This window comes from Streptomyces sp. P6-2-1 (assembly GCF_050613165.1).
Lineage (GTDB): Bacteria > Actinomycetota > Actinomycetes > Streptomycetales > Streptomycetaceae > Streptomyces.
Genome location: NZ_CP192513.1, coordinates 2,039,082 through 2,063,546, shown reverse-complemented (window position 1 = coordinate 2,063,546; position 24,465 = coordinate 2,039,082). Strand labels below are relative to the sequence as shown.

The 24,465-nt window shown below is 73.0% G+C and carries 17 protein-coding genes; 8 read left to right on the top strand and 9 right to left on the bottom strand.

Translation table 11 applies throughout. The annotated features are described in order from the left end of the window. Nucleotides 1-103: 103 nt before the first annotated feature. On the bottom strand, nt 104-2,677 hold the full coding sequence (gene pepN, locus ACQYWQ_RS09005) for an aminopeptidase N (protein WP_431033613.1): 2,574 nt from the start codon (nt 2,675-2,677) through the stop codon (nt 104-106). Between the two features lie 529 nt (nt 2,678-3,206). Here pepN (ACQYWQ_RS09005) and ACQYWQ_RS09000 point away from each other — a divergent pair. Then, the gene (locus ACQYWQ_RS09000; protein WP_431033611.1) at nt 3,207-4,538 is read left to right on the top strand and encodes an FAD-dependent monooxygenase; all 1,332 of its coding nucleotides are present in this window, start codon (nt 3,207-3,209) and stop codon (nt 4,536-4,538) included. Nucleotides 4,539-4,662: 124 nt separating this feature from the next. Here the strand turns inward: ACQYWQ_RS09000 and ACQYWQ_RS08995 are convergent, their stop codons facing one another. Next, entirely contained in the window at nt 4,663-5,691 is a 1,029-nt protein-coding gene (locus ACQYWQ_RS08995; protein WP_431033609.1) for an aspartate-semialdehyde dehydrogenase, read from the bottom strand. A gap of 478 nt (nt 5,692-6,169) precedes the next feature. On the opposite strand from ACQYWQ_RS08995, the gene ACQYWQ_RS08990 reads away from it, so the two are divergent. Next, nucleotides 6,170-6,640: an NUDIX hydrolase gene (locus ACQYWQ_RS08990; RefSeq protein WP_431033607.1), complete on the top strand. Its 471-nt coding sequence runs from the start codon at nt 6,170-6,172 to the stop codon at nt 6,638-6,640. Nucleotides 6,641-7,009: 369 nt separating this feature from the next. Beyond that, nucleotides 7,010-8,809, top strand: a complete 1,800-nt coding sequence (locus ACQYWQ_RS08985; RefSeq protein ID WP_431033605.1) for a TIGR03767 family metallophosphoesterase — start codon at nt 7,010-7,012, stop codon at nt 8,807-8,809. Between the two features lie 337 nt (nt 8,810-9,146). On the opposite strand, the gene ACQYWQ_RS08980 is transcribed toward ACQYWQ_RS08985, so the two are convergent. Further along, on the bottom strand, nt 9,147-10,229 hold the full coding sequence (locus ACQYWQ_RS08980) for a hypothetical protein (RefSeq protein ID WP_431033604.1): 1,083 nt from the start codon (nt 10,227-10,229) through the stop codon (nt 9,147-9,149). Between the two features lie 261 nt (nt 10,230-10,490). Then, a complete protein-coding gene (gene pepN, locus ACQYWQ_RS08975) occupies nt 10,491-13,061 on the bottom strand; it encodes an aminopeptidase N (RefSeq protein WP_431033602.1) in 2,571 nt (856 codons plus the stop codon). 293 nt (nt 13,062-13,354) lie between these two features. Here pepN (ACQYWQ_RS08975) and ACQYWQ_RS08970 point away from each other — a divergent pair, with 293 nt between their 5' ends. Continuing rightward, nucleotides 13,355-14,002: a DsbA family protein gene (locus ACQYWQ_RS08970; protein WP_431033601.1), complete on the top strand. Its 648-nt coding sequence runs from the start codon at nt 13,355-13,357 to the stop codon at nt 14,000-14,002. Nucleotides 14,003-14,166: 164 nt separating this feature from the next. Here ACQYWQ_RS08970 and ACQYWQ_RS08965 read toward each other — a convergent pair whose 3' ends face one another. From ACQYWQ_RS08965 to ACQYWQ_RS08955, 3 genes are all read right to left on the bottom strand, one after another. Beyond that, nucleotides 14,167-14,388, bottom strand: a complete 222-nt coding sequence (locus ACQYWQ_RS08965; RefSeq protein ID WP_431033599.1) for a hypothetical protein — start codon at nt 14,386-14,388, stop codon at nt 14,167-14,169. A gap of 251 nt (nt 14,389-14,639) precedes the next feature. Then, on the bottom strand, nt 14,640-15,281 hold the full coding sequence (locus tag ACQYWQ_RS08960; protein WP_431033597.1) for a superoxide dismutase: 642 nt from the start codon (nt 15,279-15,281) through the stop codon (nt 14,640-14,642). Nucleotides 15,282-15,548: 267 nt separating this feature from the next. Next, the gene (locus ACQYWQ_RS08955; RefSeq protein WP_431033596.1) at nt 15,549-17,234 is read right to left on the bottom strand and encodes an amino acid permease; all 1,686 of its coding nucleotides are present in this window, start codon (nt 17,232-17,234) and stop codon (nt 15,549-15,551) included. A gap of 443 nt (nt 17,235-17,677) precedes the next feature. Between ACQYWQ_RS08955 and ACQYWQ_RS08950 the strand changes: the two genes are divergently transcribed. Then, nucleotides 17,678-18,265 (top strand): biotin transporter BioY, encoded by a 588-nt coding sequence (locus ACQYWQ_RS08950; RefSeq protein WP_431033594.1) that lies wholly within the window; start codon nt 17,678-17,680, stop codon nt 18,263-18,265. A 309-nt stretch (nt 18,266-18,574) separates the two neighbouring features. Beyond that, on the top strand, nt 18,575-19,528 hold the full coding sequence (locus ACQYWQ_RS08945) for a quinone oxidoreductase family protein (RefSeq protein ID WP_431033592.1): 954 nt from the start codon (nt 18,575-18,577) through the stop codon (nt 19,526-19,528). A 71-nt stretch (nt 19,529-19,599) separates the two neighbouring features. On the opposite strand, the gene ACQYWQ_RS08940 is transcribed toward ACQYWQ_RS08945, so the two are convergent. Further along, a complete protein-coding gene (locus ACQYWQ_RS08940) occupies nt 19,600-21,210 on the bottom strand; it encodes an amino acid permease (protein WP_431033590.1) in 1,611 nt (536 codons plus the stop codon). Nucleotides 21,211-21,417: 207 nt separating this feature from the next. Between ACQYWQ_RS08940 and ACQYWQ_RS08935 the strand changes: the two genes are divergently transcribed. Beyond that, the gene (locus ACQYWQ_RS08935; protein ID WP_431033588.1) at nt 21,418-21,909 is read left to right on the top strand and encodes a ribose-5-phosphate isomerase; all 492 of its coding nucleotides are present in this window, start codon (nt 21,418-21,420) and stop codon (nt 21,907-21,909) included. 2 nt (nt 21,910-21,911) lie between these two features. After that, complete coding sequence (locus tag ACQYWQ_RS08930) at nt 21,912-22,727, top strand: Fpg/Nei family DNA glycosylase (protein ID WP_431033587.1); 816 nt, start codon at nt 21,912-21,914, stop codon at nt 22,725-22,727. Nucleotides 22,728-23,114: 387 nt separating this feature from the next. Here ACQYWQ_RS08930 and ACQYWQ_RS08925 read toward each other — a convergent pair whose 3' ends face one another. After that, nucleotides 23,115-24,347 carry a GNAT family N-acetyltransferase gene (locus ACQYWQ_RS08925; protein ID WP_431033584.1) on the bottom strand — a complete coding sequence of 411 codons (1,233 nt, stop codon included), beginning with the start codon at nt 24,345-24,347 and terminating at the stop codon, nt 23,115-23,117. Nucleotides 24,348-24,465: the final 118 nt, after the last annotated feature.

Sequence of the window (24,465 nt, the reverse complement as noted above, 5' to 3'; positions counted from 1 at the left end):
CTCCTGCCCTTCGCCACGGGCACGACCCCCACTCGGCCCCCGCGGTGCGGGCCACCCGCCCCCTGCGGAGGGGGAGGGGGGCCCGCACCGCGGGGGACTCGGCTCAGCGGCCCGCCGCCGCGTCCGCCGACTGGGCCTTCAGCGCGCGCTCGACGCCCGCGCGGGACTCCGTCACCAGGCGGCGCAGGGCGTCCGACGGCTGGGCCGAAGCGAGCCAGGCGTCCGTGGCCGCGAGGGTCTCCTCGCTCACCTGGAGCGCCGGGTAGAGGCCCACAGCGATCTGCTGCGCCATCTCGTGCGAGCGGCTGTTCCACGCCTCGCCCACGGTCGCGAAGTACTTCTCCGTGAACGGGGCGAGCAGCTCACGCTGGTCCGTCTGCACGAAGCCGAAGATCACGGCCTCCTGCACCGCGTTCGGCAGCGTGTCGGACTCGACGACCGAGGCCCACGCCTCCGCCTTCGCCTCCTCGGTCGGACGCGCGGCACGGGCCGTCGCCGCGTGCCGCTCGCCCGCCGCCGTACGGTCCTTGGCGAACTCGGCGTCGATCTCCTCGACGTCGTACCGTCCCACCGAGGCGAGCCGCTGCACGAAGGCCCAGCGCAGCTCGGCGTCCACGGCGAGACCCTCGATGCTCTGCGTGCCCTCCAGGAGGCCGACGAGGATGTCGAGCTGGTCCGGGGTGCGCGCGGTGTCGGCGAAGGCGCGGGCCCAGGCGAGCTGGTGGTCGCTGCCCGGGGCCGAGGCCCGCAGGTGCGCCAGCGTCGCGTCGGTCCAGCGGGTCAGCCCGCGGTCGCGCCAGGCCGGGTCCGCGTACTGGTCGATCGCGAGCTTCGCCTGCCGCTGGAGCGACTGCACGACGCCGATGTCGGACTCCTTGCCGACCCCGCGCAGCACCAGCTCCACGTAGTCGCGCGCCGCCATCTCGCCGTCACGCGTCATGTCCCAGGCGGCGGCCCAGCACAGGGCGCGCGGCAGCGATTCCTCGAAGTCCCCCAGGTGCTCGGTGACCACCTTCAGGGAGTCCTCGTCGAGCCGCACCTTGGCGTAGGACAGGTCGTCGTCGTTGAGGAGCACGACGGCCGGGCGCGGCTTGCCGACGAGCGCCTCGACGGGCGTCAGCTCCCCGTCCACGTCCAGCTCCACGCGGTCCGTGCGCACGAGCTTGCCGTCCGCGCCCAGCTCGTAGAGCCCGATCGCGATGCGGTGCGGGCGCAGCACGGCCTCGCCGCGCGCCCCGGCCGGCAGCGCGGGCGCCTCCTGCTTGACGGCGAAGGAGGTGATGCGGCCCTCGCTGTCGACGTCGATCACCGGGCGCAGCACGTTGATCCCGGCGGTCTGGAGCCACTTCTGCGCCCAGGTCGACAGGTCGCGCCCGGAGGTCTCCTCCAGGGCGCCGAGCAGGTCGCTGAGCCGCGTGTTGCCGAAGGCGTGCCGCTTGAAGTACGCCTGCACCCCGGCGAAGAACTCGTCCATCCCGACATAGGCGACGAGCTGCTTGAGGACGCTCGCGCCCTTCGCGTACGTGATCCCGTCGAAGTTGACGAGGACGTCGTCGAGGTCCTTGATCTCCGCCATGATCGGGTGCGTCGACGGCAGCTGGTCCTGCCGATACGCCCACGTCTTCTCGGTGTTGGCGAAGGTCGTCCAGGAGGCGGGCCAGCGCGTGCCGGGCGCGTACGCCTGGCAGGCGACCGAGGTGTAGGTGGCGAAGGACTCGTTGAGCCAGAGGTCGTTCCACCACTCCATCGTCACGAGGTCGCCGAACCACATGTGCGCCAGCTCGTGGAGGATGGTCTCGGCCCGCCGCTCGTAGGCGGCGTCCGTCACCTTGGAACGGAAGACGTACTGGTCGCGGATGGTCACCGCGCCCGCGTTCTCCATCGCGCCCGCGTTGAACTCGGGGACGAAGAGCTGGTCGTACTTCTCGAAGGGGTACGGGTAGTCGAATTTCTCCTGGAACCAGGAGAAGCCCTGCCGGGTGACCTCGAAGATGTGCTCCGCGTCCAGGTGCTCGGCGAGCGAGGGGCGGCAGTAGATGCCGAGCGGTACGCGCTGCTCGCCGTTGACGTACTCGCTGTGCACCGCGTGGTACGGGCCGGCGACGAGCGCGGTGATGTACGAGGAGATGCGCGGCGTCGGTGCGAAGGACCAGATGTTGTCCTTCGGCTCGGGCGTCGGCGAGTTCGAGATGACCGTCCAGCCCTCGGGGGCCGTCACGGTGAAGGTGAAAGCGGCCTTGAGGTCGGGCTGCTCGAAGTTGGCGAAGACGCGGCGCGCGTCAGGAACCTCGAACTGCGTGTACAGATAAGCCTGCTGGTCCACCGGGTCGACGAAACGGTGCAGGCCCTCACCGGTGTTGGTGTACGCGCAGTCCGCCACGATCCGCAGCTCGTTGCGCCCCTCGCGCAGACCGTTCAGCGCGATGCGGGAGTCCGCGAAGACCTCGGCGGGGTCCTGGGACTCGCCGTTGAGGACGACTTCGTGCACCGCGGGCGCGATGAGGTCGATGAACGTCGACGCGCCCGCCTCGGCCGCGTCGAAGCGCACGGTCGTCACGGAGCGGTACGTACCGCCCTCCTGCGCGCCGCTGAGGTCGAGGTCGATGTCGTAGGCGTCGACCGTCAGCAGCCGCGCCCGCTCCTGCGCCTCTTCGCGGGTCAGATTCGTGCCAGGCACGCTCGCTCCTCGTCCTGCTCGGTCCGGTGCGGGAGGGGGATGACCCGCCGCGCCGAATGTCGGTTTCGGTGTGTGATGGAGCCCATCCTTCCACGCGGGCAAGCCCTCGGGGGGTCCGGGAGGATCACGGATTCCCGCGCCGGACGCGAGGGGGCCACCGGCACTCGGGGACCGCTCGGGGTTTTCCCCGAGAGCGCCTGAGGGTTCTGTTCGAGCCCGCCCCTGATCCATCCCTGAGGCCGCTGTCGGGGATCTCCCCGAGAACCCTTGTCCCGTCCGCCCCTGCCCTCGGCGGCGCCCCGGAACCCTCGCCGGGCTGCCCTGATATTTCCCTGAGTTCGGGCCGAGAGGGCCAGAAACCCCTTTCTCCGCTCAGAACGGAACCTCTTGCCCCCTCCGGCCGTTCTGCACCCAGTGCCACCCGGGGTACTATCCGCGCGCCGCGGCCCCGTCCCGGGCCGCGACCGGGACCCGCGGGCCCGCCCGGCGCCCGGCGCCGAGGGCCCCGTACGAGAGGCGGTGCGCGCCCGTGCCCGTGGACCACGACGTCCTGGTGTCAGGGGCCGGGATCGGCGGCCTCACCCTCGCGCTCGCCCTGCACGCCGCCGGGATCAGGGCCGCCGTCGTCGAGGCCGCCGGTCTCCCGCTGCCCGCGGGCACCGGAGTGAGCCTGCCGCCCAGCGCCGTCGCCGAACTCACCGCGCTCGGCCTCGGGGAAAGCCTCGCCCACCACGCCGTCGCCCCCGCCGTCCTCTCCCACTACGACCGGCACGGCGGCCACCTGTGGAGCGAGCCGCGCGGCCTCGGTCTGGGGCACCCCGTGCCGCAGTACAGCATTCACCGCGCCGTCCTCCAGGACCTTCTTCTCCAGGCGGTACGGGCCAGGCTCGGCGCCGACGCCGTGCGCACTTCGACCGCCGTCGTCCGCTTCCACCAGAGCGAGAGCGAAGGCGTACGGGTCGCGCTGCGCGGCGGTGGACGGGTGCGCACCGAGACGGCACTCGCCCTGATAGGCGCCGACGGCTTGCGGTCCGCCGTGCGCGCCGGTCTCCACCCCGGCGAGGCGCCCCCTGCCTGGGGCGGCGTGTGGCTGTGGCGCGGCCTCGTCCCCTGGCAGCCCGTACTCGGCGGGCGCACCGTCGTGGTCGCCGGTGGCGGCGGGGTGCGGCTGCACGTCCACCCCGTCGCGTACCCGTACGACGACGGCGCGCAGCCCCCGTACGCGTACGATCCCGGAGCCCCGTACGGGAACGGCCCGCGCACGCCGTACCCGTACGAGAGCCTGCCGCGACGCGGTCAGGCGCTCCTGCACTGGACCGCGAGCGTGCGGCTCGACCCGGAGACGCTGCCCGGCGGTGCGGGGGCCGCCGACTGGAACCGCAGGGGACGGCTCGCCGAGGTGCTGCCGCACTACGCGGGCTGGCGCATCGGCGACCTCGACGTGCCCGCGCTGCTCGCCGCCACGCCCCGTATCCACGGCAGCCCGCTCGTGGGCCGCGCGCCGCTCACGCGCTGGGGCGAGGGCCGCGTGAGCCTCATCGGCGACGCCGCGCACCCGCTGGTGCCCGCCGCGCCCGACGGAACCGGGCTCGCGGTCCTCGACGCCGCGGTCCTCGCGCGCTGTCTCGCCCGGACGACCCCCGACCGCGTGGCCGGAATGCGCCTGTACGAGGGCCACCGCGCCGCCCGTGTCGCCGCGCTCGACGTCGCGCCGCCCCTGCCGTGCGACACCCTCCTCGACCTCGTCGCGGAGCGCGCACCGGACGGATTCGCGCAGCTCGGGGACGTCCTGACGGCGGAGGAGCTGAACCGCTGGACGGCGGCACACCGGGCCCTGGAGGCGGCTGCGGAGGCGTGGTGAGCGGGGCGGGCGGACGCGTACGGGGCGGCCCCGCGTGGTGCGGGACCGCCCCGTGGCGGCGCGTGCGCCGGGCGGTGGCAAGAACCTCCGCCCCTCAGCGCGGGGCGGTGGCGTGGCGGGAGCCTCAGCCCTTCAGCTCGGCGGCGACCAGTTCCGCGATCTGCACCGCGTTGAGCGCCGCGCCCTTGCGCAGGTTGTCGTTGGAGACGAAGAGCGCCAGGCCGTTGTCGACCGTCTCGTCGGCGCGGATGCGGCCCACGTACGAGGGGTCGTTTCCGGCCGCCTGGAGCGGGGTCGGGATGTCGGTCAGCTCGACACCCTCGGCGTCACGGAGCAGTTCCTCGGCGCGCGCGACGGACAGCGGGCGGGCGAAGCGGGCATTGATCTGGAGGGAGTGCCCGGAGAAGACCGGGACGCGGACGCATGTGCCCGAGACCTTCAGCTCGGGGATCTCCAGGATCTTCCGCGACTCGTTGCGCAGCTTCTGCTCCTCGTCGGTCTCGAAGGAACCGTCGTCGACGAGGTTGCCCGCGAGGGGGAGGACGTTGAAGGCGATGGGGCGCTTGTAGACGGCGGGTTCGGGGAAGTCCACCGCCGCGCCGTCGTGCGTCAGCCTGTCGGCCTCGGCCACGGTCTCCCGGGCCTGCCCGTGCAGCTCGGCGACGCCCGCGAGCCCCGAGCCCGACACGGCCTGGTACGTGGCGACGACGAGCGCTTCGAGACCGGCCTCGCGGTGCAGCGGCTTGAGGACGGGCATCGCGGCCATCGTCGTGCAGTTCGGGTTGGCGATGATGCCCTTGGGGCGGTCCGTGATCGCGTGCGGGTTCACCTCGGAGACGACGAGGGGCACCTCGGGGTCGCGGCGCCAGGCGGAGGAATTGTCGATCACGACCGGCCCTGCCGCGGCGACCTTCTCGGCGAGGGCCTTCGAGGTCGCGCCACCGGCGGAGAAGAGGACGATGTCGAGGCCCGTGTAGTCGGCCGTCGCCGCGTCCTCGACCGTGACGGGGCTGCCCTGCCAGTCGAGCGTGGAGCCCGCGGAGCGCGAGGAGGCGAAGAGCCGCAGCTCGGTGACCGGGAACTCCCGCTCGGCGAGAATCCTGCGCATGACCGTGCCGACCTGACCGGTGGCTCCGACGATTCCGACCCTCACGGGGGACTCCTTCACTGCTGCGGCCTTGGCTGGCCTGCGGACATACGACCATGATGCGACTGCCCGGGGCCGCTCTGTCCAATGCAATGTTCAGTACGTGGGACGCGCCACAAGGGTGTGGTGCGGCGGCGGCGCGAGGGCGTGAGGTGGGTCACGCGGGAGGGCGCGGGGCTGGCGCGGGAGCCGCGACGCGGGTCGCTGCGGGTGGGTTGTCGCGGGCGGGTTGTCGCGGGCGGGGTGGCCGTGGCGGGTGGCGGGTGGCGGGTGGCGGGGCGATCATCCGATGATTGCCCGGCCGATCCGCGGAGGGATGGTCGGATGATCGCCGTGCTGGTTCGCTGGGCGATCATCGGATCGTCGCCCGCCTGTTTTCGGGGCGATTGTCGGATGATCGCCGTGCCGAACTGCGGAGTGCCCACCGCCCCGTCGCTGCCCCGATCTCTGGGCCCGCTCCATGCGGAGCGGCTAACGTCGATGGATGCGCTGGGAATTGAGGGTGGCGTCCTACGCCGTGTGTGTCCGCGAGAACCGTGTGAACGCGAGCCCCGAGATCCTGCTCGCCCGTTGGGTCGCGGCGGACGGCCGTCGTCTGTGGACCCTGCCGGGCGGCGGAATGGAACCCGGCGAGGACCCGTACGACACGGTGATCCGCGAGGTCGCCGAGGAGACCGGTTACGAGGCCGAGCCCACCTCGCTCCTCGGCACCGACTCCATCCGCCGCGAGCACAGCCGCATGGGCACCCGCTCCGCCTTCCACGGCCTGCGTCTCGTCTACGAGGCGGCGATCACGGGCGGCAGCCTCCGCAACGAGGAGAACGGTTCCACCGACCTCGCTGCCTGGCACCCGGTCACCGAGGTCCCCGAACTCCCGCACGTCGAACTCGTCGAGGTGGGGATGCGGCTGTGGCGGGAACGGCCGGCGGTGGGGAGGGTGCCGCGGGAGGCGTGAGGAGCACGGGCCGGTACGGGTCGAGCCCCGTACGGGCCCCGGGCCGGTCGCGTGCGGGCCGGTCGGGTGCGGGCCCGTCGCGTACGGGCCGGTTGCGTACGGCCGGTCCGGTGCGGGTGGATCGCGTACGGGCCGGGCGGGCCGCGCGCCGCACCCGAGCGGCCGCCCCTACCCCCGTACATGAACCTCTCGTTGCCCGGGGAAGGCGGTCGTCCGGCGGGACGGGGACGGGCGGGCGTGCGGGGTGATCCCCGTAGCCCAAGCGGCGGCGAGCCGTGCGGCGGTGTTCACGTCGTGGCCACGCGCGCTGCCGAACCTCCCTGGTGAGGAGGGGGAACCGCTCCCTCCCGCCGCCCGGGAGGGACGCGCATGTCGCGTACACACCCCAGCAGCACCCCCCACAGCACCCCTGCTCCCCGCACCCCGGCCCCGCGTTCGGCCCCCGCCCGCCGCACCCTCCTCCTCGCCGCCTCCGCCGCCGGGCTCACCGCGGGGGCCGCCGGGCTCACGGGCGCGCTCGGCGCCTGGGGGAGCCCGCCCCGTACCCCCGCCCCCGTACCCGCCGCCGCACCCGTGCCCGCCGCCCGGCTCTCCTCGCGCCCCTCGCCGCCCGCGCCCCTCGCCCCGTACACCGAGGGCACCACCCTCGCCTCCGTCGCCACGCCGCGCGGCGGCCCGGGAGGTTACCGGCGGCTCGCCGAGGGCCCCGGCTGGAAACGGCTCGTGCGCGAGGACCTGGCCCCCGCGCACGCGGGACGGCAGGAGCGCAGGAAGACGCTCGCCGCACTCGTCCAGTTCACCGACCTGCACCTCGTCGACGTGCAGCACCCGCTGCGGTACGAATATCTGCGTGCCGCGACCGCGAGTGCCTGGCGTCCGCAGGAGGCGCTGTCCGTCGTCGGTGCGCTCGCGCTCGTCGAACGCGTCAACGGGCTGCGCGGCGCGCCCGCGACAGGGGCCCCGCTCGACCTCGTGATGACGACGGGCGACAACACCGACAACAACGCCGCCTGCGAACTCGACTGGTTCCTCGGCCTCATGAGCGGCGGCCCCGTGACCCCCGACACGGGCCTGCGCGGCCACTTCGAAGGGGTGCAGAGCGCGGGCATCGACCTCTACTGGCAGCCGGGGGAGCGGCGCGCCGACGCCGACAAGCGCCTCGGCTACCCGCACCTGCCCGGCTACCTCGCCGCCGCGACCCGCACCCTCCACAGCCCGGGGCTCGACCTCCCCTGGTACTCCACCGTCGGCAACCACGACTTCCTCCCCGGCGGCTGCTGGGCCCCGGGCGACGGCTGGGCGCGCGAGATCGCCACGGGCGACCGCAAGCTCATGAGCCTCCCGGCCGGAACAGGTGCCGGGTTCTGGCAGAAGGTCACCGCGGGGCAGGACCCCAAGGGCGCGCTCTTCCGCGCCCTCCTGCACGAGCAGCGCCGCCGCACCCGCCGCGTCACGCCTGACCCGCGCCGCGCCCCGGTCACCCCCGAGGAGTACCTGCGCGCCCACCTCGACCCCCGGCACACGGGCCCGGGACCGCACGGCCACGGCTACACCGAGAACTCCCTCGACCGCCGCATCCGCTACTACGCCTTCCCGATCGGCGACGACGTCCTGGGGATCAGCCTCGACACGACCGACCTCGGCGGCCACTACGAGGGCTCGCTCGACGAGACGCAGTTCCGGTGGCTGGAACGCACCCTCGCGCGCGCCGAGCAGCCGTACGTGCTCGTCTTCAGTCACCACACGAGCGCCACGATGCGCAACACCCGCCCCGACCCGGCCCGCCCCGGCGAACGCCGCAAGGACGGCGCGGCGGTACGCGAACTGCTCAGTCGCAGCCCCCGCGTCCTCGCGTGGATCAACGGACACAGCCACAAGAACGCGATCACCCCGCACCCCGGCTTCTGGGAGATCTCCACGGCGTCCCACATCGACCACCCCCAGCTCGCGCGCGTCATCGAGCTGACGGCCAACGGCGACGGCACGCTCTCCCTCTTCACGACCCTCGTCGAGTCCTCTGCCCCGGCCGCGACCGACTTCGCCGACCTCGGCCCCCGTGGCCTCGCGTCCCTCTACCGCGAACTCGCCCTCAACGCCCCCGGCGCCCGCACGACCCTCGCCGGACGCCCCTCCGACCGCAACACCGAACTCCTGCTCCCCACCCGCTGAGCCCCGTCCCCCGAACGGCCGTACACCTGGCGACGGGTGACGTCATCGCCTTGTCGACATATGTCCGGAAGTCGTCTCGTGCGGGTGTTCGAGATCCTCCGTCGGGAGGGGGAGAGGGGCCCCGGCGGCGACTCGGCCGCGGAGCGAGCGGCGCTCGGGGTGCGGGGCGGGCCTCGCGGCGGCAGACGGCCCGGCGCGGTGGCGGTACGGAGCGGGACGCTGCCGCGGTGCTGAGCGGGACGCCGCCGCGGTGCTGAGCGGGACGCCGCCGCGGTGTACGGGCCCCCGCGCCCCCGCGCGCACGGCTGACCCCGGGCGCCCGCGGCGCTCGCGTGCCTCAGCGCGGCAGGACCTCCACGTAGGCCGCTGGTTCGCGGTCCGCCGCGGTGAGCAGCGCCGTGCGCACGACGCAGGACTGCTGCTCGGCCGCGTCCCGCAGCTTGCGCGGCGTGAGGTGGAGGAGCGTGATGCCGAGCAGTTCCAGGCGCTCCCGCTTGCGCGCCGACTCCGTCCACGTCGCGTCCGGCTCGTGCGCCTCGCCGGGCCTGTGCACCCGCGTGTCCAGTTCGACCGCCACCGCCTGCTCCGGCCAGTAGGCGTCGACCGTGCCGAGCGAAGGGCCCTGCGGGAGGCGCAGTTCGACGTTCCACGCCGGGTCCGGCAGGCCGCTCTCCTCGACCATGCGGTACAGGCGTTCCTCGGCGACCCCCCGGTCCTCGCGCAACAGCGTCTCCATCGCGTCCAGTACGCACGGCCTGTTCATGAGCCCGCAGCGCCGCAGTTCGGCCAGGAGCGCCCCGGTGCCGCAGTACCCCTCACGGACGGCGCGGCCGAGGAGCCTGGTCACCGCGGCGGCGTCGCTCAGCTCGGCGACCGTGTCCGCCAGCGCCCTGGTCACCGGGGCGGTCGGCACGCCCGTCACCTGCTGCGGGACGGGCAGTTCGGCGCCGCGCACGATCCGTACGAACGCGGTCGAGCGCAGTCTGCGCGTGCGCGGCACGAGCACGTCGTAGCGCTCCGCCGCGGCGAGCGAGCCCACCGGGCCCTCCAGCGGGAAGCCGTGCAGGGCGAGCGCCGCCGGGCCCGTGACCATCGCGACCGTGCCGGGATCGCGGGACTCCTCGGACGTGGGCTGGGCCGGGACGCCCCGCGCGCGCCCGGCCGGGGGCCGCCGCGCGTAGCGCACCGCCGCGTGCAGCCGCTCCTCCGTCGTGGGCCGGCCGGAACGCAGCAGGAACACACCGGGCAGCAGGCGTTGCCAGCCCCCGCCCGGGGCGCAACGGGCCGTCAGGCGGGCGGTACTGATCCCCCGGGCGCGCAACTGCGCGGCATCGGCCACGAGGTGCGGCCCCGTGACGGGCAGCTCGCGTGCCGCGGGGACGGCTGAGGAAGCGGGGACGGCAGAGGAGAGATGAGTCATGCCGGGGGTCTTCCTCCTCCACCCCTCCGGCTAACCGCTGTAACGATTCCGTCGACGAAACCGGACAACTTCGTCCTAAAGTACGCGTGTTCGAGTGCCGAGACGGAGGCGGGGCCGAACGGGTGAGGGCCTTCCCGCCTGCGAGAACGGGCCGACGGCGCGTACGGGCCCCCGTCCCCTGCCCTGCGCGAGGGCGCCGGGCAGGGGACGCCGCGCCGGGGAGACCCCGCCCCCCTGCGCCGACGCCCCGGCCCCCCGGGCTCAGCCCGCCTTCACGTCGCACTCCTGCGCCCGCAGCGCTCGCGCGAGGTCGTCCCGCGACTCCGCCACGAGCCGCCGCGCCGCCTGCGAGACCTCCGGGTGCTGGAGCAGCCACGCGTCGGCCTGCTCCAGGGTCGCCGTGCTGTCCTGGAGCGAGGGGAAGAGCCCCCGCACGATGTCCATCCCGATCTGGATGGACCGCTCGCCCCACACCCGCGCGATCGCGGCGAAGTACTTCTCCGCGTACGGCGCGATGAGCGCCCGCTGGCTCGGCTGCTCGAAACCGGCGATGCTCGCCTCGACGAGCGCGTTGGACAGCTCGTCCGACTCCACGACCTGCGCCCACACCTGGGCCTTGACGGCCTCGGTGGGACGCGAGGCGAGCAGCCGGACCTGGTGGCGCTTGCCGGACGCGGTGTGGTCGCGGGCGAGTTCGGCCTCGATCTCCTTCTCGCCCGCGCGCCCGGCCACGACGAGCGGTTCGAGGAAGGTCCAGCGCAGCTCCTGGTCCACCTCAAGCCCGTCGACCGAGTCCGTACCGGCGAGCAGCCCCTCCACCAGGGCGACTTCCTCGGCGGACGTCGCGGTGGCGGCGAGGAAGCGGGCCCAGGTGAGCTGGTGCTGGCTGCCGGGCTCGGCGGCCCGCAGCTCCTTGAGCGCACCGGCGCCGAGCGCGGCGGCCGTCTCCTCGCGGCGCGCGGGCGCCACGTAGTGGACGAGGGTGGTACGGGCCCAGGCGTGCAGCATCTGGAGCACGCCGATGTCGCTCTCGCGGCCCGCGAAGCGCAGCACGGTCGCGATGAACTCGCGCCCGGGGAGCAGCCCGTCCCTGGTGAGCCCCCACAGCGCCGACCAGCACAGGGCGCGGGCGAGGGGGTCGGTGATGTCGCCGAGGTGCGCGCGCAGCGTGGCGAGCGAGGTCTCGTCGAAGTGGATCTTGCAGTACGTGAGGTCGTCGTCATTGACGAGGACCAGCTCGGGCGCCTCCTGCCCGGCCAGCTCGCCGATGACGGTACGGGGCCCGGCGACGTCGGCCTCGGCCCGCGCGTACCGCACGAGCGCGCCGTTCTCGCGCCGGTAGAGGCCGATCGCGACGCGGTGCGGCCGCAGCTCGGGGTGGGAAGCGGCGGCCTCCTGGCGCACGGCCAGCTCGGTGATCCTGCCCTCGCCGAGGCTCAGTTCGGGCGTGAGCGTGTTGACGCCCGCGGTCTGGAGCCAGGCGGCCGCCCAGCTCGTCATGTCGCGCCCGGAGGTCTCGGCGAGCGCCGAGAGCAGGTCGCCGAGCGTCGTGTTCCCGTAGGCGTGGCGCTTGAAGTAGCGGCGCGCGCCCTCCAGGAAGGCGTCCTGCCCCACGTAGGCGACGAGCTGCTTGAGGACGCTCGCGCCCTTCGCGTACGTGATGCCGTCGAAGTTGAGCTTCGCGTCCTGGAGGTCGCGGATGTCGGCGGTGATCGGGTGCGTCGAGGGGAGCTGGTCGGCCCGGTACGCCCACGCCTTGCGGTTGTTGGCGAAGGTGATCCAGCCGTTGCGGTGGCGGGTGGACTCGACCATAGAGAAGGCGCCCATGAAGTCGGCGAAGGACTCCTTGAGCCACAGGTCGTCCCACCACTTCATGGTGACGAGGTCGCCGAACCACATGTGCGCCATCTCGTGCAGGATGACGTTCGCGCGCCGCTCGTAGGAGGCCTCGGTCACCTTGCCCCGGTAGATGTACTCCTCGCGGAAGGTGACCATGCCCGGGTTCTCCATCGCGCCGAGGTTGTACTCGGGGACGAACGCCTGGTCGTACTTGCCGAAGGGGTAGGGGTAGTCGAAGTTCTCGTGGAAGAAGTCGAGTCCCTGCTTGGTGACGAGGAAGATGTCGTCCGCGTCGAAGTAGGGGGCGAGGCCCTTGCGGCACATGGCGCCGAGCGGGATCTCCAGCGTCCCGCCGTCGGGCAGCTCGCGCCGGTAGGAGTCCGTCACGTAGTGGTAGGGACCGGCGACGACACACGTGATGTACGTGGAGATCGGCTTGGTCTCGGCGAACTCCCACACGCCGGACGTCAGCTCGCCCGCGCCGTTGCTCCACACCCGCCAGTCCGCGGGGGCCTGGACGCGGAAGCGGTACGGCGCCTTGAGGTCGGGCTGCTCGAAGTTGGTGAAGACCCGGCGGGCGTCGGCGGGCTCGTACTGCGTGTAGAGGTAGACCTCGCCGTCCTCGGGGTCGACGAAGCGGTGCATCCCCTCGCCGGTGCGCGAGTACGCGCACCGCGCGTCGACGACCAGGGTGTTCTCGGCGGCGAGGCCGTCGAGCGCGATGCGGGTGCCGTCGAAGACCTCGGCGGGGTCGAGTGCGCGGCCGTTGAGCGTCACGGAGTCGACGGAGGGCGCGACGAGATCGGCGAAGCTGCTCGCGCCGGGCTCCGCGCACGTGAAGCGGAGCGTGGTCAGCGAGCGGAAGGTACGGGGGCCCGAAGCGGGCCCTTCGCCGACGGCGGAGCGCAGGTCCAGCTCCACCTCGTACGAGGTCACGGAGAGCAGCTCCGCCCTGGTACGGGCTTCCTCGCGGGTCAGGTTCTCTCCGGGCACCGGCACTCCTTCGTGACTGTGGGGCGTGGCTGGGTCGCGCACTGTCGCGCCTTCGGGGGCGCACTGCGGGGATACGCCAACGATCCTCGCACGCGGCCGTGGGGGAGGACATCAGGGAGTCCCCGGACAAACAACCCGGAGATTTTTCAGGGTCGAAAGGCCGTGACCCTGAGTTTTTCCCTGAGATCGCCCGGGGGAGGAATCGCGCGGCGCCGAGGCACGTTGCCAGCCGTTGAAGGAGACCGAACAATGTCCGGTGCCCGTGACCGCGGGACGGCACGACGAGGAGCGAGATGAGCGAGCAGCAGACGCAGGAACGGGTCACCGCCGACTTCTGGTTCGACCCGCTGTGCCCCTGGGCATGGATGACCTCGCGGTGGATGCTGGAGGTCGAGAAGGTCCGCCCGGTCGACGTGCGCTGGCACGTCATGAGCCTGGCGGTGCTCAATGAGCCGAAGCTCGACGAGCTGCCCGAGCAGTACAAGGAGATGATGGCCGGTCCCGCCTGGGGCCCGGTGCGCGTCGTCATCGCGACCCGCGAGCTGCACGGCGACGAGGCGGTCGGCAAGCTGTACACGGCGCTCGGCACCCGTTTCCACAACCGGGGCGAGGGCCCGACGCGCGAGGCCGTCCTCGGCGCCCTGGAAGAGGTGGGGCTGCCGGCCTCGCTCGCGGACTACGCGGAGAAGGACACGTACGACACCGAACTGCGCGCCTCGCACAAGGAGGGCATCGACCTCGTCGGGCAGGACGTCGGGACCCCGGTCATCGCGGTGCCCGGCGTGACGGGCGAGCGCGTCGCCTTCTTCGGGCCGGTCGTGACCCCGGCGCCCAAGGGCGAGGAGGCCGCCCGCCTGTGGGACGGCACCCTCGCCGTCGCCTCGGTCCCGGGTTTCTTCGAGCTCAAGCGCACCCGCACGCAGGGGCCGATCTTCGACTGACCCGGCCTCCGGCGCCCGCGCCAGGGTCCGCCCCGACCCGCCCGCGCGGGCGCCCCGCGAGCCGCCGCCGACGCGAGCCGCCGACCTCGCGAGCCGCCCCCGGCGAGGGGCCCGGGCCCGGGCACGGGTGCGACCGCCGACAAGGGCGTCCCGCGCCCGTACCGCTACTCCACCCCCTCCGGAATCCGCAGGTACTCCGGGTGGAAGCGGCGCGTATTGCCCGAAGAGCGCACCTTCCGGCAGGCGCCGGCCGCGCACATGATCAGATCGCCGACGTAGAGCGTGGCGCCCTTCTGCTCGCGGACCCACCGCCGCTGGTTCTCGGTCAGGGGGACGTGCCGCTCGGTGCCGCGGCAGAAGACGCAATACGTGTCCTTGGGCTGCATCCGCCCACGATGCGGTACGGGAACGAGCCGCGTAAGGGCGTACGGACGCCCCGGCCCGCAAGCCCCCGGGAAACCACCCGTGCGCCCCACAGCCCCCGCCCCGGACACCGCACGCGCCGCCCGGCCGGACGCGGGGAACCCCCGCGAGTCACGTCCTCGCGGGGGTTCTCCTCTCTGCCGGCCTGCCGCGTGAAGGGTGAGAAGACGATCACGAGCAGGACGTGCGGGGGCTCGCCGTGCGCGAGCGGGCCTCAGGGGGCAAGGACGAGAGAGTCCGTACGGGCCTTCGCCGCGCGGTAGCGGGCGGCGACGTCCTGCCAGTTGACGACCTGCCACATCGCCTCGATGAAGTCCACCTTCTGGTTCTTGTACTGAAGGTAGAAGGCGTGCTCCCAGGCGTCGAAGACGAGGACCGGCACCGAGCCCTGGCCCACGTTGCCCTGGTGGTCGTAGATCTGCTCGACGATGAGGCGACCGCTCACCGGCTCCCAGGCGAGCACGCCCCAGCCGGAGCCCTGCGTGGTCGCCGCGGCCTTGGTGAGCTGGGCCTTGAAGCCCGCGTAGGAGCCGAAGGACTCCTTGATGGCGTCCGCGAGGTCGCCGACGCCGTCGGCGGCGAGCGGTTCACCGCCGCCCTCGCCGGTCATGTTGTGCCAGTAGATGCTGTGCAGGATGTGCCCGGAGAGGTGGAACGCGAGGTTCTTCTCCAGCCCGTTGACGGCCCCCCAGGACTCCTTGTCCCGCGCCTCGGCGAGCTGCTCCAGGGTGTCGTTCGCGCCCTTGACGTAGGCCGCGTGGTGCTTGTCGTGGTGCAGCTCGATGATCTCCGGGCTGATCACCGGGGCCAGCGCGGAGTAGTCGTACGGCAGTTCCGGGAGTGTGTAGACGGCCATGCGGAGACGCCCTCCAAGACTTCTTGTTGCGCCGAGCTTATTGCGAATGACTTGCAAGTGCACGCTATCAGCGACAGTGGCGCGCTGGATCATGCGGGCCACGGCTCCCCGCGTGTCCCGGCGGCACCCGGCGTGTCCCGGCGGCACCCCGCGTGTCCCGGCGGGGCCCCGCGTGGCCCGGAGGCGCTCCCGTGTCCCGGCCCGTACGCACGAACGGGCCCCCGGCGACAACGCCGGAGGCCCGCAGGGGCAAGGGAAGACGGCCGGTCAGTCGGCGCCCGCGCCGGTTCCCTCCCGGTCACGCGACCCCGGCCCCGTCGGCAGGGGGACGGCGTCGCCTTCGCCCCGCACGCCGTGGCCGTCACTGCGGGCCGCGCCGCGCCCCTTCCCGTACCGCCCCTTCCCGTACCGCACCATCCCCACCGCGCTCAGCACCACGGCGAGACCGCCGGTGAAGTAGAGCTGCACGCGCGTGTCCGGCTCGCGCAGCATGAGCAGCAGCACGGCGACCATCGCCGCGAGCGCGACCCAGGTGAGCCAGGGGAAGCCCCACATGCGGACGAGGAGCCGTTCGGGGGCCTCGCGTTCGAGGCGGCGACGGGTGCGGAGCTGGGCGGCGGCGATGAAGCCCCACACGACGAGGACGGCGGCGCCGACCATGTTGAGCAGCCACGAGAAGACCGTGTCGGGCCACCAGTAACTCAGCAGCACCGCGAAGAAGCCGAAGGCCGACGAGGCGACGACGGCCGGGCGCGGAACGCCGCCGCGCGAGAGGCGGCGCAGGAGGCGGGGGCCCTGCCCGCGCGCCACGAGCGAGTAGGCCATGCGCGAGGAACCGTAGATGTTCGCGTTCATCGCGGAGAGCAGCGCGGCGAGGATGACGACGTTCATGACCTGCCCGGCGGCCGGGATGTCGAGGCTGTCGAGCACCGCCACGTACGGGCCCTTCGCGGCGACCTCGGGGTCGCGCCAGGAGACGAGCGTGACGATGACGGCCATCGAGCCGACGTAGAAGACGGCGATGCGCCACATCGCGGTGCGCACGGCCTTCGCGACCCCGCGCGCGGGGTGCGCGGACTCGGCCGCGGCGATCGTCACGGTCTCCAGGCCGCCGTACGCGAAGACCGAGGCGAGCAGTCCGGTCACGAGACCGTCGGCGCCGTGCGGGAAGAAGCCGCCCTCGCCCGTGAGATGCCGCGCCCCCGGCGCGTCACTGCCCGGCAGTACGCCGGCGATGGCGAGCACCGCGAGGACGAGGAAGGCGCCGATCGCGGCGACCTTGAGCGCCGAGAACCAGAACTCGAACTCACCGAAGTTCCCCACCGCGCTCAGGTTCGTGGCGCAGAACAGCGCCATGAAGAGCGCGACCCACAGCCAGTCGGGGGAGCCGGGGAACCAGCCCGTCATGATCGAGGCCGCGCCGATCGCCTCGGCGGCGACGCCGACGCAGAGCAGCATCCAGAACATCCACCCGGCGGTGAACCCCGCCCACGGGCCGATCGCGCGCTCGGCGTGGACGGAGAAGGAACCGGATGCGGGGTGCGCGGCGGACATCTCGCCGAGCATCCGCATCACGAGCATGACGAGCGCGCCGGAGAGCGCGTAGGCGAGGACGACGGAGGGCCCTGCCGAGGCGATGCCCGCTCCTGAACCGACGAAGAGCCCCGCGCCGATGACCCCGCCGAGCGCGATCATCGAGAGGTGGCGCTGCTTGAGGCCGTTGCCGAGGCCGTTGCCGATGCCGTTGCCGGGGCTGTCGCCGAGGCCGTCGCTGTCACCGGCGGGCGATGCCGGGGTGGGGGTGCCGCCGGGCGCGGACGGTGCCGTCCGCTCGGGCGACGCCGGTTTCCCTGCCGGGGGTGTCGACGTGCCGGTCGGCGGTGCCGGTGTCCCGGCGGGCGGCGCCGGTGTCCGGGCCGGTGTCCGGGCCGGTGGTGGGGTGCGCGGGGTCATGGGCACGATCCGTGAGGTGGGGGGACGGGGACGCGGGGGGATTCTCGCGCCGGGTCCGCTTTCTGGGACGTGACGTCCGACATGCGGACGGGCGGCTCACGCGGCGTGAAGCCGTACCCACCGAGCGGCTTTGGCGGAACTCCACAGCCGTACGCTCTCGGGGTGTCCGTGTGGTTCCCCTCGGCCTCCCTCGCCTCGCCGGAAGAGCGCGTTGTGAAGCGGGGCTTGCCTGGAAGGTGACGAGGCTCACGCCGAAGAGGCGGGGTAAAGGGTGTGAAGGGGGTCCTTTGTGAGATCCCCACCAAGTCTCTCCTCGCGGCTTTGTCCGCGACGGCCGGTGAACGCCCGTTGACTCCTCGGTACGGTCGCACTGCGCCCTTTCGGGCGCCGCCCGTGCCGTTCGGCCCCGTCCCCACGGAACACCCGAGAACCGGAGTTATGCGATGAGTTCTGTCTCTGCCGTCCACCGCCCGGGAGCGGTCCTCGCCGACCTGCTCCCCGCGAGCCGCACCCGGGACGCCGTGCTCGTGCTCGGCGGTGCCGCGCTCACCGGGCTCGCCGCCCAGATCGCGATCCCGGTGCCGGGCTCGCCGGTTCCCGTGACCGGCCAGACCTTCGCCGCGCTCCTCGTCGGCACGGCGCTCGGCGCCCGCCGCGGCTTCCTGGCGCTCGCTCTCTACGCGGTGGCCGGTGTCGTCGGGATGCCGTGGTTCGCCGAGGGGCAGTCGGGGGCCGCGATGGCCTCCTTCGGCTACATCCCCGGCATGATGCTCGCTGCCCTCGTCGTCGGCACGCTCGCCCGGCGCGGCGCGGACCGTTCCCCGCTCCGCACGGCGGGCGCGATGCTCCTCGGCAACGTGATCATCTACGCGACCGGCGTCCCCTACCTCGCGTACTCCGCGCACCTCGACGCGAGCGCGGCCATCGCGGCGGGGCTCACCCCGTTCATCTTCGGTGACCTCCTCAAGACCGCCCTCGCCACCGGCGCCCTCCCCACCGCCTGGAAGCTGGTCGGCCGCAAGCAGGACTGACCCCACCCCGCCGTACACGAACGCCGCCCCGGCCGAACCCGCCGCGGGCGGCGTTCGCGTACGTGCCCCGCGCGGTGTGCGTGTATCTGCCCCGCACGGTGTGCGTGTACGTGCCCCGCACGGTGTGCGCGCGTGTGGCGGGCGCGGAGTCCGCGTACCTGTCCCGCGCGGTGTGCGCGTACGTGCCCCGCGCGGCGCCCGCGTACGTCCACGGTGGTGTGCGCGCGGGAATGAGCGGCCCGCGCACGGGGTTGACTTTGGATTAGACGTTCCAAAGTGAGTGCAGGTCCCGATCCGCGAGGAGTCCGTATGCGTGTTGTTGGTTTCACCGAGCCGGGCGGTCCCGACGTGCTGAGCGTGGCCGAGCTGCCCGAGCCGGAGCCGGGCCCCGGCGAGATCCGGGTGCGGGTGCACGGCGCCGCCGTCAACCCGGCGGACACGCTGCTGCGCTCCGAACCCGGCGCGATGGCCGTGACCGCGCGTCCCCACCTGCTCGGGATGGACCTCGCGGGCGTCGTCGACCGGACGGGGGCGGACGTGCCCTTCGCGGTCGGTGACCGGGTCATGTCGGTCGTCCTCCCCGTACGGCACGCGGGCGGCGCCTACGCCGAGTACGTCGTCGTCCCCGCCGAGTGGGCCGTCGCCGTCCCCGTCGGCATCGCGCTCCACGAGGCCGCGACCGTCCCGATGAACGCCCTCACCGCTCTCGCCGCCATCGAGACGATGGAGCTGAAGGAGGGTGACGTCGCGGGCGTCACGGGCGCCGCGGGGGCCTTCGGCGGTTGCCTCCTCCAGCTTGCCGCCGCACGCGGCATCCGCACCGTCGCCGACGCCGCGCCGAAGGACGAGGAGCTGGTACGGGGCCTGGGCGCGACGTGGACCGTGTCACGCGGCCCCGGGGTCGCCGCACGCATGCGCGAGGTGGTGCCGGGCGGTGTCGACGCCTTGCTGGACGGCGCGCTCCTCGGCGCGGACGTCCTGGACGCGGTGCGCGACGGCGGGAGTTACGCCGGGCTGCGCAAGCTCGGCGAGCCGGGCACGAAGCCGCTGCCGCCCGCTCCGCGCGGCATCTCGTACCGGGGCTTCGAGGTGCACGACTGGTTCGGCAGGACGGACCTGATGGCGGAGATCGCCGCCGCGCTCGGCGCCGGGCGGCTGAGCCCGCGTGTCGCGGAGATCGTGCCGCCCGAGCAGGCCCCCCGCGCGCACGCGGCCCTGGACGCGGGCGGGACGCGGGGCCGGTACGTGCTCGACTTCTCCTGATACGGCGTGGGGGCGGACCCGCGACCGGGCCCGCCCCCGCGAAGGCGTCCGTCAGCACACGGACGCGGTGTTCACTCCCGTACCGCCGCCGTGTCCCGTACCGCCTCAGCGGCCGTGCCCGCGCCCGGACCCGCACCGGGTCCCCGCGGCTTGCGCACCTGCTGGCGGATGAGCGCGACACCGACCACGAGCGCCGCGACGAGCAGCGAAAGCAGCATCTGGATGCGGCCGTCGTCGTCGAACAGCATGTAGACGACGACGAAGAGGATCATCGCGATGGTCAGCCACGTCAGATACGGGTAGAGCCACATGCGCACGACGAGCTTCTCGGGCTCCTCGCGCTGGATCTTCCGGCGCAGGCGCAGCTGGGAGAAGCAGATGACGAGCCACACGAAGAGCGCGACCGCGCCCGAGGAGTTGAGCAGGAACTCGAAGACGCTGTCGGGCCACTGGTAGTTGAACCACACCGCGACGAAGCCGAAGACGACCGAGCCGAGGATCGCCGCCTGCGGCACGCCCCGGCGGGTCGTGCGTGCGAACGCCTTCGGCGCGTCACCGCGCCCGCCGAGCGAGAAGGCCATGCGGGAAGCGGTGTAGAGACCGGAGTTGAGGCAGGAGAGCACGGCGGTCAGGACGATGATGTCCATGATCTGACCGGCGTGCGGGATGCCGATGGAGTCGAGCGCCGCCACGTAGGAACCGTCGTCCTGGATCGACTTGCTGTTCCAGGGGAGCAGTGTGAGAACGACGAAGATCGAGCCCAGATAGAAGATGGCGATGCGCCAGATGACGCTGTTGGTCGCCTTCGACACGGCCTTCTGCGGGTTCGAGGACTCACCGGCGGCCAGAGTGACGATCTCGCTGCCCATGAAGGAGAAGACGACGAGCAGCACGCCGGTGAGGATCGAGCCCGCCCCGTTGGGCAGGAATCCACCCGTATCGGTGAGGTGATCGAATCCCGACCCCGGATTGTCGGAACCGGGCAGAATGCCGAAGACGGCGAGCAGCCCGATGACCACGAAGGCGCCGATCGCCACGACCTTGATGCCCGCGAACCAGAACTCGAACTCCCCGTACGAGCCGACCGACACCAGGTTCGTCGCGGTGAGCACGAACATCACGATGAGCGCCCAGCCCCACTGGGGTATCGCCGGGACCCAGCCGTTGAGGATCACCGCACCGGCCGTGGCCTCGACGGCGAGCACCACGACCCAGAAGAACCAGTACAGCCAGCCGATCGAGAAACCCGCCCAGCGCCCGAGCGCCATGTCCGCGTACGCGGAGAAGGACCCCGACGAGGGCCGCGCGGCGGCCATCTCGCCGAGCATCCGCATGACCAGGACGACGAGCAGCCCGACGAGGGCGTACGAGACCAGGATGGCGGGACCCGCCGCGGCGATACCGGCACTCGACCCCACGAAGAGGCCCGCGCCGATCACGCCACCGATGGCGATCATCGACAGGTGACGGCCCTTGAGGCCCTGCTGGAGCCCCTCCGCGTTCTTCGCGGGACCGCCCTCGCTGTTGCCGCCGCCGCCCTTGCCCGGGTCGCTGTTGCCGCCGCCGTCGCCCCGCGGCGCGCCGGGGCCCTCGCCGCCGCCGGGGCCGCCGGGGCCACCGCCGTTCGCGCCCGGCCCCTGGGGGCCGTCCTTGTGTCCGGGCTCGCTGATCGACTGCGTCATGCGGTGAGTCCTTCGGTTCGCCTGAGCGTGAGGTCCCGGGAAGGGGACCACAAAGCGCGCGCTTAGTGGAACCCCCGCGTCCGGTTTGTTGTCAAGGACACGCTCAGTTGGCTTGATCACGGTCCGGGGCGATGCGGATACGGGGGGACGCGCGCCACCCGGACCCGGGAGCGGCTACCCCGTTCCCGACGTGCCACACTCCTCGGTATGCGCGTGTATCTCGGCTCCGACCATGCGGGCTACGAACTCAAGAACCACCTCGTCGAATGGCTCACCGAGCACGGCCACGAGCCGGTCGACTGCGGGCCCCACATCTACGACGCCCAGGACGATTACCCGCCGTTCTGCCTCCGCGCCGCCGAGCGCACCGCCGCCGACCCCGAGGCCCTCGGCGTCGTCATCGGCGGCAGCGGCAACGGCGAGCAGATCGCCGCGAACAAGGTCGAAGGCGTCCGCTGCGCCCTCGCCTGGAGCGTCGAGACGGCGAAACTCGGCCGCGAGCACAACAACGCCAACGTCGTCTCGGTCGGCGCCCGGATGCACTCGACCGACGAGGCCACCTCCTTCGTCGAGGTCTTCCTCAGCACCCCGTACTCCGGGGAGGCGCGCCACACCCGGCGCATCGAGATGCTCACGGCGTACGAGAAGAGCGGTGTCCTGCCGCCCGTCCCGGCCCACCACCCGCAGCCCGAAGCCTGACCGTGCCCGAAGGTCACACCCTGCACCGGCTCGCCGCCGACCACGATCAGCGGTTCGGCGGCCGGCCGGTGCGGGTCGTCTCTCCGCAGGGCAAGTTCGCCGCCTCGGCCGCGCTGCTCGACGGCGCCGTGCTCGACACGGCCGAGGCGCACGGCAAACACCTCTTCCTCGGCTTCGGGCCGCTCGGCTGGGTCCACATCCACCTCGGCCTCTTCGGCAAGGTCGCCCAGGGTCCCGGCGACGCGCCCCCGCCCACCGACACGATCCGGCTGCGCCTCACCGGACCCGGCGGCTGGTCCGACCTGCGCGGCCCCACCGCCTGCGCCCTGATCGACGACGAGGCGAAGGCCGCCGTGCACGCCCGCCTCGGCCCCGACCCGCTGCGCGAGGCCGACGACGGCGAGGCCGCCTGGACCCGCATCGCCCGGAGCCGCACGACGATCGCCGCGCTGCTCATGGACCAGAAGATCGTCGCGGGCGTCGGCAACGTCTACCGCGCCGAAGTCCTCTTCCGCCACGGCATCGACCCTTCACGGCCGGGCCGCTCCCTCACCCGCGCCGAGTGGACCGCGATATGGTCCGACCTCAGAATGCTCATGCGTGAGGGTGTTCGCCTCGGCCGCATCGACACGGTCCGCCCGGAACACACCCCCGAGGCCATGAACCGCCCGCCCCGCCGCGACGACCACGGCGGCGAGGTCTACGTCTACCGCCGCGCCCACCAGCCCTGCCTGATCTGCGACACGGAGATCAGGACGCGGGAACTGGCGGGCCGCAACCTCTTCTGGTGCCCGCGCTGCCAGGGCCCCGCGGCTTAGGGCCGGAAGCGGAGCGCGCGGGGCGCGGGGCAGCCGGGGACACGCGGGGCGCGGGCGCGGGGCGGCCTGCCGGGGGCACGTGGGGCACGTGGGGCACGTGGGGCACGTGGGGCACGTGGGGCACGTGGGGCACGTGGGGCACGTGGGGCACGTGGGGCACGTGGGGCACGTGGGGCACGTGGGGCACGCGGGGCACGCGGGGCACGCGGGGCACGCGGGGCACGCGGGGCGGTCGGCCGGCGCGCACGGGGCGCGGGGGCGTGGGGCCGGGCGGGAGAGTGGGGCCCGGGACGTGGGGTCGGGCGTGGGGTCGGCGATGCGTGGCTGGGGATGCGCGGCGGCGGGGGGCCTTCGCCGGTCCGGGCCGAGCCCTCTTCCGTACGAGGCTCAGAATCCGTGCGCAAGGAAGGGTGCCACCTGGCTCCCGAAGCCGAGCGACACCGGAGCCAGCGCACCCGCCCTCAGTTCACGCACTCGCCCGGCCGCGGCGAACTCCGCGAGCGACGTACCGCCGAGGTACGCGCCGCCCAGCTCCCGCACCGACAGCGCGAGATCCGCCACGTCCTCGGTACGCGCGCAGGTGGCGCCCTCCGGTCCGCCCCGCAGCCGCCAGCGCCCCGCGTTCCACGGGCAGAAGTCGTCCCGCACCTCTACGACGACGTCCACAGGGACCTGGTACGTACGGGCCGCGAGCGCGGCGCCCACGTCGACGAGCCGCACGTACAGCTCCTCGCGCAGCGTCGGCCGACAGCGCCGCACGTCCGTGACGAGCGCCTGCCACGGCGCGTCGAGCGGTGTCCGGCTCAGCTCCACCGTCTCCACCAGGTCGAGCGAGAGCACGTGCCGCAACAGCGCCGCGTACGCCGCGGGATCGAGCGCCTCCAGGCTCCGCACCCGCACCTCGCCGTGCGGAGTCCCCGCCGCGTCCCACACCGGCTTGACGTGAAAACGCGTGAAGCCCACCACGTCGCCGTCACGCTCCGCGAGCACGACGCGCAACGGTGAGAAGCCCTCACGGTTCGCCTCGGGATCGAGGACCCCGAGCCGTTCCCAGCCCGGTTGCCGCGCGAAGAGGCCAGGACGCCCCGGCACGAGCGCCGCGTACACCGCCTCGCACGCCGGCAGCGACTCCAGGAGACCTGCCCGCCGCACGCGGACGCGCTCGGTTCCCTCTGGTGCGACCACTCGCACCCGGTGCGCGTCGATGCGCGCCCGCACCATGCGCGTCGCGGCCTCGTACCCGAAACGGCCGTAGATCGGCGCCTCGGACGCGGTGAGTACCGAGAGCGGTTCGCCGAGGGCGCGTATCTCGTCGAGCTGGCCGCGCATCATCGCGGTGAGCACGCCCCGCCTGCGGTGGGTATCCGCGACGCTCACCATCGTCACGCCGTTCGCCGGGACCGACGCGCCGCCCGGCACCGTCATCCGGAACGTGAACCCGCCCGCCGAGCCGACCAGCTCCTCACCGTCCCAGGCGGCGAACGAGCGGTCGAACTCCACGAGTTCGTCCCAGAGCGCGCGCTCCTCCTTCGCCTCGTGCAGCCCACCGAAAGCGAGGGTCAGATTGTCGTACCACTGCGGATAATGGGCCTTGTCGAGCTTGCGTACCTCGGTCGTCACAGGGCCTCCTTACCAAGGTTGCCCGCGCGTCGCGAAGGCATTTCCGCGGAGGCATCCCCGTGGTGCGCGGTGTGCGCCCGCTGTGCGCTCCCCGCGCCCGATCATCTGTGCGGAAACT

Coding starts and splice junctions, on each gene's coding strand:
- ACQYWQ_RS08970 (WP_431033601.1), top strand. CDS start 13,355: ATGAGCGAGCAGCAGACGCAGGAACGGGTCACCGCCGACTTCTGGTTC.
- ACQYWQ_RS08960 (WP_431033597.1), bottom strand. CDS start 15,281: ATGGCCGTCTACACACTCCCGGAACTGCCGTACGACTACTCCGCGCTG.
- ACQYWQ_RS08980 (WP_431033604.1), bottom strand. CDS start 10,229: ATGACTCATCTCTCCTCTGCCGTCCCCGCTTCCTCAGCCGTCCCCGCG.
- ACQYWQ_RS08940 (WP_431033590.1), bottom strand. CDS start 21,210: ATGACGCAGTCGATCAGCGAGCCCGGACACAAGGACGGCCCCCAGGGG.
- ACQYWQ_RS08955 (WP_431033596.1), bottom strand. CDS start 17,234: ATGACCCCGCGCACCCCACCACCGGCCCGGACACCGGCCCGGACACCG.
- ACQYWQ_RS08990 (WP_431033607.1), top strand. CDS start 6,170: ATGCGCTGGGAATTGAGGGTGGCGTCCTACGCCGTGTGTGTCCGCGAG.
- ACQYWQ_RS08935 (WP_431033588.1), top strand. CDS start 21,418: ATGCGCGTGTATCTCGGCTCCGACCATGCGGGCTACGAACTCAAGAAC.
- ACQYWQ_RS08950 (WP_431033594.1), top strand. CDS start 17,678: ATGAGTTCTGTCTCTGCCGTCCACCGCCCGGGAGCGGTCCTCGCCGAC.
- ACQYWQ_RS08945 (WP_431033592.1), top strand. CDS start 18,575: ATGCGTGTTGTTGGTTTCACCGAGCCGGGCGGTCCCGACGTGCTGAGC.
- ACQYWQ_RS08965 (WP_431033599.1), bottom strand. CDS start 14,388: ATGCAGCCCAAGGACACGTATTGCGTCTTCTGCCGCGGCACCGAGCGG.
- ACQYWQ_RS08985 (WP_431033605.1), top strand. CDS start 7,010: ATGTCGCGTACACACCCCAGCAGCACCCCCCACAGCACCCCTGCTCCC.